The 14,318-nt window shown below is 35.4% G+C and carries 12 protein-coding genes and 4 pseudogenes; 13 read left to right on the forward strand and 3 right to left on the reverse strand.

Annotated elements, in window-relative coordinates; all coding sequences use genetic code 11:
- Window positions 1-27: 27 nt before the first annotated feature.
- Window positions 28-1,917 carry a DNA mismatch repair endonuclease MutL gene (gene mutL, locus ABWU28_RS04910; protein ID WP_353275050.1) on the reverse strand — a complete coding sequence of 630 codons (1,890 nt, stop codon included), beginning with the start codon at window positions 1,915-1,917 and terminating at the stop codon, window positions 28-30.
- An 89-nt stretch (window positions 1,918-2,006) separates the two neighbouring features.
- Window positions 2,007-2,436: pseudogene (gene rnhA, locus ABWU28_RS04915) on the reverse strand (ribonuclease HI); the annotation flags it as partial.
- Window positions 2,437-2,760: 324 nt separating this feature from the next.
- On the opposite strand from rnhA, the gene ABWU28_RS04920 reads away from it, so the two are divergent.
- The 6 genes and pseudogenes from ABWU28_RS04920 to ABWU28_RS04945 all read left to right on the forward strand — a co-directional run.
- Window positions 2,761-3,783 (forward strand): IS110 family transposase, encoded by a 1,023-nt coding sequence (locus tag ABWU28_RS04920; RefSeq protein ID WP_264377700.1) that lies wholly within the window; start codon window positions 2,761-2,763, stop codon window positions 3,781-3,783.
- A gap of 552 nt (window positions 3,784-4,335) precedes the next feature.
- Window positions 4,336-4,581: pseudogene (locus tag ABWU28_RS04925) on the forward strand (PD-(D/E)XK nuclease family transposase); the annotation flags it as partial.
- 452 nt (window positions 4,582-5,033) lie between these two features.
- On the forward strand, window positions 5,034-5,177 hold the full coding sequence (locus tag ABWU28_RS04930) for a hypothetical protein (RefSeq protein ID WP_353274966.1): 144 nt from the start codon (window positions 5,034-5,036) through the stop codon (window positions 5,175-5,177).
- Between the two features lie 37 nt (window positions 5,178-5,214).
- Window positions 5,215-6,762 carry a group II intron reverse transcriptase/maturase gene (gene ltrA, locus ABWU28_RS04935; protein ID WP_019236826.1) on the forward strand — a complete coding sequence of 516 codons (1,548 nt, stop codon included), beginning with the start codon at window positions 5,215-5,217 and terminating at the stop codon, window positions 6,760-6,762.
- A pseudogene (locus ABWU28_RS04940) lies at window positions 6,759-6,899 on the forward strand (transposase); the annotation flags it as partial. The gene ltrA and the pseudogene ABWU28_RS04940, both read left to right, overlap by 4 nt.
- Window positions 6,881-7,522: pseudogene (locus tag ABWU28_RS04945) on the forward strand (IS4 family transposase); the annotation flags it as partial. The pseudogenes ABWU28_RS04940 and ABWU28_RS04945, both read left to right, overlap by 19 nt.
- A 54-nt stretch (window positions 7,523-7,576) precedes the next feature.
- Here ABWU28_RS04945 and ABWU28_RS04950 read toward each other — a convergent pair.
- Window positions 7,577-8,557 (reverse strand): IS481 family transposase, encoded by a 981-nt coding sequence (locus ABWU28_RS04950; RefSeq protein WP_019078870.1) that lies wholly within the window; start codon window positions 8,555-8,557, stop codon window positions 7,577-7,579.
- A gap of 134 nt (window positions 8,558-8,691) precedes the next feature.
- Between ABWU28_RS04950 and ABWU28_RS04955 the strand changes: the two genes are divergently transcribed.
- From ABWU28_RS04955 to ABWU28_RS04985, 7 genes are all read left to right on the forward strand, one after another.
- Entirely contained in the window at window positions 8,692-8,946 is a 255-nt protein-coding gene (locus tag ABWU28_RS04955) for a PAAR domain-containing protein (protein WP_264376894.1), read from the forward strand.
- Between the two features lie 29 nt (window positions 8,947-8,975).
- The gene (locus ABWU28_RS04960; protein WP_353275053.1) at window positions 8,976-10,013 is read left to right on the forward strand and encodes a YhcG family protein; all 1,038 of its coding nucleotides are present in this window, start codon (window positions 8,976-8,978) and stop codon (window positions 10,011-10,013) included.
- Window positions 10,014-10,020: 7 nt separating this feature from the next.
- A complete protein-coding gene (locus ABWU28_RS04965) occupies window positions 10,021-10,356 on the forward strand; it encodes a GPW/gp25 family protein (protein WP_096097272.1) in 336 nt (111 codons plus the stop codon).
- Between the two features lie 2 nt (window positions 10,357-10,358).
- On the forward strand, window positions 10,359-11,150 hold the full coding sequence (locus tag ABWU28_RS04970) for a baseplate J/gp47 family protein (RefSeq protein ID WP_264376896.1): 792 nt from the start codon (window positions 10,359-10,361) through the stop codon (window positions 11,148-11,150).
- Window positions 11,151-11,312: 162 nt separating this feature from the next.
- Entirely contained in the window at window positions 11,313-12,062 is a 750-nt protein-coding gene (locus ABWU28_RS04975; RefSeq protein WP_019236525.1) for a hypothetical protein, read from the forward strand.
- Window positions 12,063-12,166: 104 nt separating this feature from the next.
- Window positions 12,167-13,165 carry a phage tail protein gene (locus ABWU28_RS04980; RefSeq protein WP_230609259.1) on the forward strand — a complete coding sequence of 333 codons (999 nt, stop codon included), beginning with the start codon at window positions 12,167-12,169 and terminating at the stop codon, window positions 13,163-13,165.
- 62 nt (window positions 13,166-13,227) lie between these two features.
- Window positions 13,228-14,208, forward strand: coding sequence for an IS481 family transposase (locus tag ABWU28_RS04985; protein WP_019078870.1), 981 nt, complete (start codon window positions 13,228-13,230; stop codon window positions 14,206-14,208).
- Window positions 14,209-14,318: the final 110 nt, after the last annotated feature.

Here is a 14,318-nt window from a genome sequence, read left to right on the forward strand (position 1 = left end):
ATTGGCAACCTTTTTGACAAACTGAACTCATCTCCTTTCAAACAATTTTTCTATATCACTTAGTTTAATTTCTATATACGTTGGTCTTCCGTGATTGCATTGCCCAGCATAAGGTGTTTCCTCCATTTGTCTCATCAACTCATTCATCTCCTCCAACTTCATTGCCCTCCCAGCTCTAATTGACCCATGGCACGCAATGGTAGCTAGTATCTTGTTCACTTTTTCTTCTATAGGTAGCGTATCTCCTATCTCCATTAATCTATCAACTATATTCATCACCATCTCTTTCACATTTATTGTTCCTAAAATTGCAGGTATTTCTTTCACCCTTACTTTATCTTCTGATTCTATTTCAATACCAAAACCCATTTCGAAAAGCTTATCTTTATACATTTCAACCATCTCCATTCCTGCTTGGTTTTTAATCTCGACTATTTCAGGAAGAAGAAGCTTTTGCCTTTTTATGCTTGATTTTTGTTTTAAGCACTCATAGATCAACCTCTCATGAGCTGCGTGCTGGTCTACTATAATTAATTTGCCTTTAGCCTCAGCAATAATGTAAGTATTGTAGACCTGACAGCGTGCATATCCTAGAGGATGATCCTCTATTAAATCAATTTGCTCCCTTTCTAAAACCATAGTCTCCGCTTGTCGTGGTAATCTCTGTATACCAGTATAGTCAAATGATTCTGACCGTTCTGATAAGCCTTTCTCTCCTGCATTTGGCAAGTTGAATTCTTTCATTAGCTGATTCTCAAAAGGACTTGGCCTTCTTTCGTAAAATTCTTTTCGACCCTTTACTTCTCTGCTTTTTCCATTATTAACACGCTCATTATTCCTTTGACTTTCACTAACATCAAAAGACGAACCACCCAGTCCTTCTCCAATACCTTGACACCTAGATCCATCAATATCACTCACTGAAGAGGTATCTATTCTCATTGACAACGCTTTTATTAGCCCTCTTCTCACTATTTCATATACTAGCCTCTTGTTCTGAAACCTTACCTCTGATTTATTTGGATGCACATTTACATCTACTTGATCGTATGGTATCTCTAAGTGCAGCGCTGCAAAAGGATACCTTCCAACTGGAATCAAATCTTGATATGCGTATCGAATTGCACCAACAAGTAGATTGTCTTTTATTGGCCTTCTATTAACAAACGTATAGATCTGAGTTGAATTGCCTCGATTGATAGTTGGTTTACAGATATGTCCCGTAAGTTTGATGCCTTCCTCTTCCTCTTTTACTTCCAGCGAATTGCTCTGAAATTCTTCTTCTACTTCACATAATCTGTTAAATAATGAAGTTTGCTTAACATATTTTAAGAGCTTTTTATTACCGGAAGTGAGAGTAAACCCAATACTATAGTTAATCATTGCTAAGTTATTTACAATATCAACAATGCTTTGTGTTTCTGCCCTCTCGGTTTTTAGAAATTTTAATCTATTTGGTGTGGCAAAAAATAAGTCACGAACTTCAATATATGTACCCTGTAGCAAAGAACAAGGTGTAATCTCTCTTATTTTTTCTCCTCCCTCATACCTTATAGACCATGCTTCCTTTGCTCCACTTGCCTTAGACGATAATTTCATTCTACTTACTGCTGCAATTGAAGGTAAAGCTTCTCCTCTGAACCCAAGGTGCTTGATTTCTATTAACTCACTATCGCTTAATTTTGAAGTAGCGTGGCGCATAAACGCAAGTTCCAAATCTTCCTTTTCTATTCCATTTCCATTATCTGTCACAGTTATAAGATTGCGCCCACCACTTTCTATTTTGATCTCTATCTCTGAACTTCCAGCATCTATTGCATTTTCTACTAATTCCTTTACTACACTCGCTGGCCTTTCTATTACCTCTCCCGCTGCTATACGATTTATAGTTTTTGTGTCTAAAAGAATTATTGCCATAATACCCCACCCAATCTATGAAACTTAGAGTTCCCTCTATTTTTTGGTGATTTTTTGACCTCACAATCTCTATATTTTAGCTTTTTAGATTCCTTTCTAGCAAGTCTATTTTCCTCCTCGTTGTACATATTACCGTTGTGAGCTCTAACCCACTTCCAATTAATATCATGCTGCAAAGCAACTTCATCTAGTTCCTGCCATAATTCTCTGTTCTTCACTGGCTTTTTATCGGCTGTCTTCCAACCATTTACCTTCCATTTATTGATCCACTCTGTTATACCTTGTTTAATATACTGACTATCAGTGTGTAAAACAACTTCGCAAGAAACTTTCAACATCTTTAGCCCGTTAATCACAGCCTTTAACTCCATTTTGTTATTCGTTTTCACCTCCAGAGATACGTTTCTTGATAAAGACACTTTTATTTTCATACATCACCACGGCTGCCTATCCACCAGGCCCAGGATTTCCGGAACATGCTCCATCTGTATATATTGTAACCTTCTTTTTTTCGCCCATACTTACAGGATATAGATTCAACGTAAATTTGCTACCGAAATATGTTGATATTATTTTTTGAATATTTTAAAATGTAAGATGTGAGAGATTGACAAACCTGTCCTTGTATCTTGAAAAAAGCATCTAATGTTTTAAGCTTAAATATTAGATGGAGGAGGAAGAACTCTGAAACCTGTCCAAGATTAAGAATCTGCTCGTGAGATAAGAGCTTCCTCCTCAAAAGTATAGGCTGGACGGTATCATAGAAAAACCTAAGTGGTTCTAATTCTGTATTCACAAGGTAAGCCTTACTTTTCATTTTAATAGTAACGTACGGGGTTATATATGATCAACAATTTTTTAGGCATAGACATTTCAAAAGAACGTTTTGATGTCTTTCTTTCATTCATAAGCAAAAAAGGAAAACGTGAAGCTAGGAAAAGGAGCTTTAAGAACGATGATAATGGGTTTCAAGGTCTACTGAGCTTTCTACAAAAACATAACGTAGAACAAGTGAAAGCTTGTATGGAAGCTACTGGTTGTTATAGCGGAGCTTTGGCTGAATTTCTGCACAATACTGGGCATTTTGTTAGTGTTATAAATCCTTATTGTATTAAATCTTATGCGAGGAGTAAGCTTGTACGACAAAAGAATGATCAGACTGATGCAGAAATTATTGCTGATTATTGCCAAAGACAGGAACCTTCTCGCTGGACACCGCCTTCTTCTGAATTGAAAAAACTAAAACATCTTTATCGCTGCTCGGCTGCGTTAAAAGATGAATTGACATTAGTAAATAACCACTTAGAAAAAAAAGAGAGACTGCCAAAAGAAGTTGCAAATGCTTGGGAAGACCTTGCAATGAACATAGAACAAAAAATAGAAACAATAAAAAACTCTGTACGTGAACTACTAAAACAGCACAAAGAATTGTTGGAAAATTTTCAACTTTTATTAACTATTCCAGGAATAGGAGAGGAATCAGCAATAGCTATTTTAGCTGAAGTTCCTGACATAAAGGCTTTTAGAGATGCCAGGCAATTGGCAGCATATGCAGGAGTTATACCACGAAACATAACGTCAGGTTCATCTGTACATGCCAAGCCCAGATTAAGTAAAGTTGGTTCGCGAACATTATGTAAGGCACTTTTCTTTCCTGCTATAGTAGCTAAGAATCACAATCCTATCATTATGAGCTTTTGCCAAAGATTAAAGGAAAAGGGTAAGCATAATATGGCCATCGTTGGTGCTGCAATGCGTAAACTACTCCATACTATTTTTGGTATCCTGAGATCCAAAAGTGCTTTTAATCCTGACCATATTAAAAACTACAGGGCTAGGAGGTTGACTGAAGTTTTAGTAATTTAAGATGCTACCATCTAATATAAAATAGTATTTTATATAAATTCGTTTAATGTAGTTGGTTAATGTATATGTTGATAAGTAAATTCCTGCTGTCTTATATATAAAACTAATTTACTTATCAACATATACATTAACTATAATAATCTTTATACCACTAAACAGTTGGCAGTATTTTGTGATTTTACAATACAGCTTAAGGTTCAATTTTTATAATTTTTTTGTTGACTGACGAGACGGTATCTCACGATGTTAGGTAAATCGTAATTGAGCTTTTAGGCTCGTATTTTTATTAGGAGGTTAGTCTCTCATACCCAAAATAATTGTTTTTAAAGCTCTTTATAGCTCATGAATTCATTTGCTGGGGTTTATAGAGGGAGTTGTAAAAGATGATAAAATATAACATTAAGGTGCGTGGTAGCATTCTAGGGTCATTTATGAAGGTAGTTTTTTGCCGACTCTTGAAATTTAGCTAACCTTAATAGGCTTTAGCACAAAAACGTTGAATATTTCTTCACAATTGTGTATAATTATTAACGCTTTTTAGGTTAATTCGTCATGGCTCTTTCGAAGTTTCTCGATCCTAAGAATGACATATCATTCAAACGCATCTTTGGTACTGAAAAAAATAAAGATATCCTTATTCACTTTCTTAATGATATTCTTGGCTTCACTGGCAAAAGTGCAATAAAGGATATAGAGTTTTTAAGTACTATTCAAGACCCTGACATTGCCTCTAAAAAGCAAAGCATTGTTGACGTTCTTTGTAGAGATGAAAATGGGCTGCAAGTCATAGTTGAAATGGTGCGACCTGAAAGTCTTCGGTCATATTGTTTAAAAGGAGAGGAATTCATTCAGAAAGAAACTGAAAGGATTCTAAAACTTATTAAACCAGATGTTTTGCCGTCTGAGTCTACGCATCAGTGCGAATCGGGCAACCGGTTGGTGCCAAGCGATGCGGACAATGAACCTCCTCTTGAAAAAGAAGATGCTCAATCGTGAGAGGGGCATAAACTGCAAGCATCATGTGGTTGGAGGGCTAGGCTAGTGGTATGGTGAACGTAAGTGAAGCTTTATAAGTACCGATACGATGAAAGAGCTAAAGATGCTGATAAGCTCTGACCAAAAGGTAATGTGGATAAGTTACATTTTTCATTTCTAGATGTACGCAAATAATAACTCCACCGGTATAGAGAAGCCACCTAACCCACTGTTGTATGACTGGAGAAACAGGGTAAGCCTGTATTTTCGCCTACATGGCAAGCAAACCGCAAGGAATGCTGATGGAAGTGCAGGTAAAGGAGAATGGAGAAAGCGAATGCCATTTTGTAACGAAATGGATACAATTTGTAACATTAATTCGCGTGAAAACGAGCAGACTTCCATTTGGTCCCTCGTGACAAGAAACTTTGTTAACCACTTAAGGTAGGAAAGCAGATGATTACAAGTAAACCTGTAAGTGCATCTACCGAAAGCTTTGAAGCATGGAAGCAATTGCCATGGAAGAAATGCCAGAAAGTTATTGTGAGGCTACAAAGACGTATTGTTAAGGCTGTCCAAGAAGGAAGATGGGGTAAGGTAAAAGCTTTACAACATCTTCTCACACGCTCTTTTAGCGGAAAAGCTTTGGCTGTTAAGAGAGTAACTGAAAACCAAGGAAAAACCACAGCAGGTGTAGATCGTCAACTATGGTCAACTTGCAATGCTAAATTTCAAGGAATAAAGCTGTTAAAACAAAGAGGATATAAACCTTCTCCGCTCAAACGAATTTATATCAGTAAATCTAATGGCAAAAGAAGGCCTCTCGGTATACCCACGATAAAAGATAGAGCGATGCAAGCATTATATCTGTTTGCTCTGGAACCGATAGCTGAAACGATCAGTGATCGTCACTCCTATGGCTTTAGACCTAAAAGATCCTGCGCGGATGCTATTGCTGCTTGTCACTTATTACTGGCAAGACGCAATCGACCACAATGGATACTAGAAGGTGATATCAAAGGGTGCTTTGACAACATTAACCATGAATGGCTTATGAAGCATATTCCTATGGAAAAGAAAATTCTTCATAGATGGTTAAAAGCTGGTTTCCTAGAATCGAAAACTCTGTATCCCACAACTGCTGGCACTCCGCAAGGAAGTATAATTTCTCCAATACTAGCTAACTTTACCTTAGATGGTCTTGAACAGTTATTAGAAAGTCGCTTTGGTAAATTAGGTAGCAAAAGAAGAGGAAAAATCAGAAGTGGAGTGAATGTAATCAGGTACGCAGACGACTTTATTATTTCAGGTTTCACACATGAAGTACTGGAAAAGGAAGTTAAGCCTTTAGTATCATCTTTTCTTCATGAGCGAGGTTTAATTCTGTCAGAAGAGAAGACAAAGATTACATCTATTACAACAGGGTTTGACTTTCTTGGTTGTAATGTACGTAGATATAATAAGAAGTTAATTATTAAACCTTCGAAAGAAAGTATTAAAAGACTTCTTAATAAAGCACGTACATTGATAAAAGCAAATATAGCGAACACTCAGGCTATAGTAATTAAGTCACTCAACTCTCTACTGAGAGGATGGGGAAATTACTATCACCATGTGTGTGCTAAAAAAGCGTTTAGAAAGATCGACAATGAAATTTGGCATAGTTTATGGAAATGGGCAAAGAAAAGACATCCTCGTAAAGGATTACGTTGGATAAAGAATCGTTACTTCAAAGTAATGGGTCAACGCCAATGGGTTTTTGCTGCACCCATATGCAAGAACAAACCAAAAGAGATACGGTATTTAAGACTGCTTAAGCTGATTGATATACCTATCAGACGACATGTTAAAATCAGAGCGGATGCAAATCCCCTTGACTTAAAATGGAAAAAGTATTTTGATGAGAGAGTGAAACGAACAAGAATGTTAGCAAGCTCCTTTTCAAGAGAAGGTTCTCTACTGTTGGTGTCACCATTAAGAATGATGTTTCCTGAGGAATCATGAAGGACAAGCCGGTTCTAGAAAAGAAGAACTTAGATAAGGGGCTCAAGCGTAGTGTGGGGAAACCTGCATGCTGCGTTTCTAAGGGAGGGGGTAGTAGTAATACTGCTTCCTTACCTGACTTAGTATTGAAGATAAAGAAAGCATAAAGTGGCTAGAAAGTTTAAAGAAAACAAATGAAATTATAGATTCAACTCAAACAGAAACTATAACGGTATGTGATAGAGAAGCAGATATTTATGATTTTTTTGAGCTTGCTTACCGTCTTAATTCAGCGGTTTTGATAAGAGCTTGTAGAAACCGAAACGTAAATAAAACATCTAGGTATTCTCGAGAAGAAAAATTATGGCAATTTATAGAAAGGGTTCCTTGTACTGGAAAAGTAGAAGTTGAAATTCCGGCTAGAGATAACAAGCCAAAAAGGATAGCATCTTTAGAAGTTAGATTTGGAAAATTTACTATGAACCCAGATAGAGGCAATATAAGATTAAGACATAAAGAAGAGCTACCTGACCTACCGCTCTATGTAGTTCAAGTTATTGAGAAAAATCCTCCTCCTGAATCAACACCACTAGAGTGGATGCTTTTAACGAATCTTTCAGTTAATACTTTTGATGAAGCTATTGAAAAAGTTAATTGGTATTGTCTTAGGTGGAAAATAGAAGTCTTACATAAAATTTTAAAATCTGGCCTTAAAGTTGAAGAATGTAGACTGGTAACAGCAGAAAGATTAATGCGATATCTAACAGTCATGAGTTGTGTGATTCATATAGGTCATAACAACTGATTTGTCAGATTAAGTCTGAATTTTAAATAGTTAAGTAACGTTGTGTTTTTGAATTGACTTTAATCTTTGATCATGCTTGTAATTTTGCATGACAAAAGGCTCCTTTGACGGAATGTAATTTTTTTGCACTTCACTTAAACAAGGAATTGTACTTTCTAGCTCTTTATATTTTTCCCATGGAGTTTTCCCTTGAAGAGAGCTATGAGGACGTTGTCTATTATAATGGTTTTCCCAATCTCTGAGTTTAATTTGTAGGTCAGGATCCTTGATGTTAACACTACTGTAAAATTCATCTAAATCTGTACGCTGAGCTCTTTCCACTTTACCGTTTAAATGCGGGGAAAATGGCTTGATAGGACGAAATTTGATTTTCCATTTTTTCAAATATTCTTGCACCCCATAAGCAAAAAATTCCTGTCCTCTATCGGTTTGAATTCTTTGACAATGAAATGGCATTTTTTCTCTTAGTTGTTCAAGAAAATCTAGAGTGTTTTCTGCAGTACGTCTTGGGTACAATGTAACAACTTTATAACGTGTACAATCATCTATAGCGGTATACTGATAAAGTCCAGAAGCTATTTTGCATACATCCATCTGTATACGTTCTCCTGGTACTTTACAGTTGTAACGCTTTATTTGTTTGCGGTAATGACGTTTAATACGTAAAAGACTTACATCATATTTTTTGAAAACTTTGTGTATAGTAGCCAATGAAAAAGAGAGATCATGTAAACGTTTCAATTCAGTTTGAATACGTCTTGCTCCTAATTTTCTAGTTTTTCTTAAGTGGAGAATAAGTTGATCACTAGATATATTGGTTTTTTGTAAAGGTGAGGTTTTAGGCCTGCTACTAAGATTTTCTAATCCTTTTTCACCAAACTCCTTGTAACGTTTACACCATTTGCGTAAGGTAAAGCGTGAAATATTATAGTGCTGACATACTCTTCCTGCATGACCTAATTTTTTATATAGGTTTACCCAATTCAGGCGTAGCTTAACTTTAGAGTCCATTTACTTGCGGCTTTTATTGTTGATATACTTCCCACCATAATTGTAATAAGGTATATAAACTATCACAAGTACAAATTTCTATTTGATCTTACATTTTTATTGTAATAACCTATATGAATCACACAGCTTAATTGATGAATAAATCGGTTGTGCGAGTAGGAGATTATTGTGCAGAAGCAACACTACATTTTTGCGTTAGTGGCAGTAACAATGTTTTTGTAAATGGTAAGCCAGTTTGCCGGAAAGGAGATAATTTTACAGAAGGTAGAGTATTAACTGAAGGATCAAAAACAGTGTTTGCAAATGGGTTTGGAGTGGGAAGAGTTGGTGATATGGTTTCTTGTGGTTCCAAGGTGATCAGTGGTAGCAGTAACATTTTTTCAGGATAAAATATGCTATACTTATCAAAAATAAAGTTATGAATATGGATATAACTACTAGCCTATTAGGAGACATTAGTAATTTAATAGATAGAGCAAAAAATCATCTTTCTGTTCAATTCAATTCTACTCTAGTATTGTTAAACTGGGAAATTGGCTCTAGAATTGATCAAGATATTCTAAAGCACAAACGTGCAGATTATGGGAAGCAAATCATCTCCCAACTTGCAAAAGAACTTCAGATTAAATATGGACGTGGGTTTGATAGAGCGTCATTATTTCGTATGGTGCAATTTTCTAAATTCTTTTCTGATCAAGAAATTGTCGCGACACTGTCACAACAATTGAGTTGGTCACATTTTGTAGAAATTATTGCAATTTCTGATGAGCTGAAGCGTAATTATTATATAGAAATGTGTCGTATTGAAAGGTGGAGTGTTAGGGCACTACGTAGTAAAATCGATACTATGTTGTATGAACGTATAGCGCTAGCAAAAAAACCTGAAGAGTTTATAAGAAGGAGTATAAAAAATTTACGTGAAGAAAATATGTTAGCACCAGAATTCATTTTTCATGACCCATACTTCCTTAGCTTCATGGAATTGCCATCAAGTTATAGTGAGACTGATCTAGAAAATACAATCTTGGATGAATTGACAAAATTTTTACAAGAGTTTGGAAATGATTTTTGTTTTGTAACACGTCAAAAAAGGATGAGTACTAAAACAACTGACAGGTATTTGGACCTGCTATTTTTTCACAGAGGATTAAAACGCCTTATAGCAATAGAACTAAAAATAGGTCGCTTTGAACCAGCTTATAAAGGACAGATGGAATGGTATTTAAATTGGTTAGATAAAAATGAACGAAAAGCAGGTGAAGAAAAACCGTTAGGGATTATTTTATGTGCTGATAAGGATCAAGAGGATATAGAATATCTTGAACTCGAAGGCTCTAATATTCATGTTGCACAGTATTTAACACAGCTTCCTTCTAAAGAAATTCTTGAAAAGAAGTTGAGAAAGGCTATTTCTATAGCACGTGAAAAACATGCAAGTATTAAGTCAAATCCATGAAAAATATATGAAAGGAATGGATGCTAAAACAGGGAAAGAATTAGAGGGAATAGAGCACTTAAAGCAATCGATAATTGATATACTGACCACTCCTATTAACAGTAGAATAATGAGGAGAGATTATGGGTCAAGATTATTTGAATTGGTGGATAAGCCAATAAATAGAGATTTAACACTTGAGATATATGCAGCAACTGCAGAAGCTTTGGAAAAATGGGAGAGAAGGTTTAAATTAGAGAAAGTGAAGATAACAGAAGTAAAAGAAGGGAGAGTAACATTGAATTTAGAAGGTGTCTATCTTTCAGAAGGTAAGTTCATAAATATTAATGGAGTAGTTGTTTAAAAATGCAGCAGCCAAATATTATCGAACCACTGAACTTTGAGGAAATATTTTTCAGAATGAAAGAAGAGTTAGTGAGTCGGGATGCAAGCTTTACAGGATTGGTGGAAAGTGATCCAGCGATAAAGATTCTGGAGGTAGCAGCATGGCGAGAACTTTTGCTCAGACAAAGGATGAACGAAGCAGTAAAGAGTAATTTACTGAAATTTGCAAAGGGAGAAGATCTTGATAATTTGGCTGAATTTTATGGAGTAGAGAGAGAAAAAGAAGAAGAGGATGAAAGATTTAGAAAGAGGGTAAAAGCAAAAATAGCAGGTTGGTCAACAGGAGGAAGTAAGGAATATTATAAATATCATGCACTGTCAGCAGATAGTAGAGTAAAAGATGCACTAGTAGAATCACCTATACCAGGAAAAGTACAAATTTCAATCTTATCAACACAAACTGGCATATTGTCAGAAGAGCTACTAGAAATTGTAAAAAAGCAGGTTACTAGAGATGATATAAGGGTTTTAACAGATACAGTAACAGTAGTTGGTTGCAATATTACGGAAATAGATATTCACAGCAGAATGAGCATAAGTCCTGTGATATCAAAGGAGGAAATCAAGAAGCAGTTCATCAAGAAGTTTGAAGCAAGCAAAAGATTGGGATGGAATGTTACAAAATCTTGGATAATAGCGAATTTGTTTGTGGAAGGAGTAGAAAACGTAGAATTAATCGAGCCAAGAGAGGATGTTGTGGTGCTAGGTAATGAGTGTGCAGTTCTTAGTCATGTTAAATTAGAGGAAATATAGGATTTGAAACGTATTCTTTTACTAGCAAGCACTTTTAAGAAGTTCATAATATTTTTGAATATATTACATTAGCAGTAAATCAATTGACACGATATTACCTCAGATTATATTGTATGTGTGGAGGATACAAAACTTAAATAGGTAACATTAGGGGGTATTTTAATGGCACAGGAACAACAATCAAATGCAAACTTTTGCGGGGCTGTAGGCAGAGCACTACTTTTGCCATTACATGCAATAGTTTATGTGTTTAATCCATGTAATTGGTGTAATTCATCAGATAAGGTTAAAAGAGATGCAAGAGTTGCATTAAAAGAAGTGGTGGATGGCCATCCAAGGGTTTGTTTACACGCAGAAATGTTAAGAAGCAGTGCAGAGTTGGGCATGAAGATCTTGAAAGTTGGATCTGGATTTGTTGCGTTTTCAATACCCAGGTGCTTTTCAAGTAAACTGAAGCAGAAAGAAATTGACGATCTGCAAAGAGAACATCCCAACATCAAGCTTAGTAAGGAAGACAGAACAGCTATTATTGAGATTGATATTGTGGAAATTCAAAGAGGGTTGCATGGCAGAAAAGCTATTATTAACCAAATTGCAAGCAGGATATGTTCAGACCTAAAAGCATTGACACGAGCTGGCATTGAAAAAGTATCATATGGTGATATGAAGCTCATTTACAGTATTGCAAAAGCGTTGCATGATAGCCATAACTATACTAGAAGCGAGGAGAAAGAGATATTCACAAAATCTGATGGTGATATGATAATTTGCATTGCCAACAAAGGTATTGTATCTCTCGGTGGTAGAAATCATAGAATAGAAGATAATAAAAAAAACAGAGTATCTCTCAATGAGCCTGGAAGTAGTATGTCTAATGTAACGGCAAGCAGTTTTTACGTTAAGCAAATTTAGTAACAGATACACTTTTAATGAGGAAATTTCCGTACCAAGGTCAGAACTATCTCTTGTTTACTTATGTATCATATAAGCAAAAGAGTTAGAGCAAGAAAAAGCAAATGAAAAGTTTATTACCGCCAAACGCAACAAAGCAAGAAAAAGTGCTAGTAGAAGCAATCGACTACAAAGTTAATCCAAGTTGCATCAGGGAATTTAAATTTAGTCTCAAAGATGAAATACTGCCGTGGTTGATTGAGGAATATGAATTGGGGGAAATTCTACGTTGGATAAAGGATAAAAGAAAAGCCGTAGTAGAAGGAGTAAAATTTCAAAGACTGAGAGGAACTCCAGCATCACTCAAAATAGCACTAAAGTGGGCGAATATAGAAGATATTACAATTATTGAGGAGCCATCTGGCAAGCACTTTTTTGAATTACAGATAGGAATAAAAGATGTTCCAAATGACTTTTTTGTAGATGCAGTAGTAGAACTTGCAAAACTATCGTTACCAGCAAGATCGCGGCTAATGAGGATTTTCAATGATCACTATAACGTTGATAGGTTTATATTAGATGAAAGCTTTTTTGGAAATTTGTTATCGGATTACTCAGGGATAAAAATTGAAAAAGATGGACCAGTATTATCGTTTGGAAGAGTAAATTTTTTTTGGTTTAGTGGTACATCAATTAAGGTTATAGAGAGTTATCTACGTAACCATTATGAGCAAGCATTTAGTAATGACATATATCGCTTAGATGTAGCAGTACTTGGGGAAACAGAACCTCACACAAGGGATTATAAAGGCATTTATGAAAGAAATCATCAGTGGTACAATTTAAAAGCACTATATCCACTACCACAGAGCTTATTACCAGAAATAAAGTTTGCGAAAGCGCAAGTTATATTATCGGACAGTTGGAACTTAGGAGAAACAAATGCGTGCTTTCCGGTTGATAGCATAGAAGAAGAAGGAAATAAATTTGTATTGGGAAACGATAAACTTTCAGGGCAACGTTGGAATTTAAAACACAAGCCAATTTTAGAAAGGTTTAGCTGTGTGATTCATATAGGTTATTACAATAAAAATGTAAGATCAAATAGAAATTTGTACTTGTGATAGTTTATATACCTTATTACAATTATGGTGGGAAGTATATCAACAATAAAAGCCGCAAGTAAATGGACTCTAAAGTTAAGCTACGCCTGAATTGGGTAAACCTATATAAAAAATTAGGTCATGCAGGAAGAGTATGTCAGCACTATAATATTTCACGCTTTACCTTACGCAAATGGTGTAAACGTTACAAGGAGTTTGGTGAAAAAGGATTAGAAAATCTTAGTAGCAGGCCTAAAACCTCACCTTTACAAAAAACCAATATATCTAGTGATCAACTTATTCTCCACTTAAGAAAAACTAGAAAATTAGGAGCAAGACGTATTCAAACTGAATTGAAACGTTTACATGATCTCTCTTTTTCATTGGCTACTATACACAAAGTTTTCAAAAAATATGATGTAAGTCTTTTACGTATTAAACGTCATTACCGCAAACAAATAAAGCGTTACAACTGTAAAGTACCAGGAGAACGTATACAGATGGATGTATGCAAAATAGCTTCTGGACTTTATCAGTATACCGCTATAGATGATTGTACACGTTATAAAGTTGTTACATTGTACCCAAGACGTACTGCAGAAAACACTCTAGATTTTCTTGAACAACTAAGAGAAAAAATGCCATTTCATTGTCAAAGAATTCAAACCGATAGAGGACAGGAATTTTTTGCTTATGGGGTGCAAGAATATTTGAAAAAATGGAAAATCAAATTTCGTCCTATCAAGCCATTTTCCCCGCATTTAAACGGTAAAGTGGAAAGAGCTCAGCGTACAGATTTAGATGAATTTTACAGTAGTGTTAACATCAAGGATCCTGACCTACAAATTAAACTCAGAGATTGGGAAAACCATTATAATAGACAACGTCCTCATAGCTCTCTTCAAGGGAAAACTCCATGGGAAAAATATAAAGAGCTAGAAAGTACAATTCCTTGTTTAAGTGAAGTGCAAAAAAATTACATTCCGTCAAAGGAGCCTTTTGTCATGCAAAATTACAAGCATGATCAAAGATTAAAGTCAATTCAAAAACACAACGTTACTTAACTATTTAAAATTCAGACTTAATCTGACAAATCAGTTGTTATGACCTATATGAATCACACACTTATTGTTTTCTGCTGCACGAGATGAAACATGTGAAAACCAAGATTTAG

The organism is Wolbachia endosymbiont (group B) of Pilophorus perplexus, from assembly GCF_964028155.1.
Taxonomy (GTDB): domain Bacteria; phylum Pseudomonadota; class Alphaproteobacteria; order Rickettsiales; family Anaplasmataceae; genus Wolbachia.

Coding starts and splice junctions, on each gene's coding strand:
- ABWU28_RS04920 (WP_264377700.1), top strand. CDS start 2,761: ATGATCAACAATTTTTTAGGCATAGACATTTCAAAAGAACGTTTTGAT.
- ABWU28_RS04975 (WP_019236525.1), top strand. CDS start 11,313: ATGGCACAGGAACAACAATCAAATGCAAACTTTTGCGGGGCTGTAGGC.
- ABWU28_RS04950 (WP_019078870.1), bottom strand. CDS start 8,557: ATGGACTCTAAAGTTAAGCTACGCCTGAATTGGGTAAACCTATATAAA.
- ltrA (WP_019236826.1), top strand. CDS start 5,215: ATGATTACAAGTAAACCTGTAAGTGCATCTACCGAAAGCTTTGAAGCA.
- ABWU28_RS04970 (WP_264376896.1), top strand. CDS start 10,359: ATGCAGCAGCCAAATATTATCGAACCACTGAACTTTGAGGAAATATTT.
- ABWU28_RS04980 (WP_230609259.1), top strand. CDS start 12,167: ATGAAAAGTTTATTACCGCCAAACGCAACAAAGCAAGAAAAAGTGCTA.
- ABWU28_RS04930 (WP_353274966.1), top strand. CDS start 5,034: ATGGCAAGCAAACCGCAAGGAATGCTGATGGAAGTGCAGGTAAAGGAG.
- ABWU28_RS04960 (WP_353275053.1), top strand. CDS start 8,976: ATGAATATGGATATAACTACTAGCCTATTAGGAGACATTAGTAATTTA.
- ABWU28_RS04985 (WP_019078870.1), top strand. CDS start 13,228: ATGGACTCTAAAGTTAAGCTACGCCTGAATTGGGTAAACCTATATAAA.
- ABWU28_RS04955 (WP_264376894.1), top strand. CDS start 8,692: ATGAATAAATCGGTTGTGCGAGTAGGAGATTATTGTGCAGAAGCAACA.
- ABWU28_RS04965 (WP_096097272.1), top strand. CDS start 10,021: ATGAAAGGAATGGATGCTAAAACAGGGAAAGAATTAGAGGGAATAGAG.
- mutL (WP_353275050.1), bottom strand. CDS start 1,917: ATGGCAATAATTCTTTTAGACACAAAAACTATAAATCGTATAGCAGCG.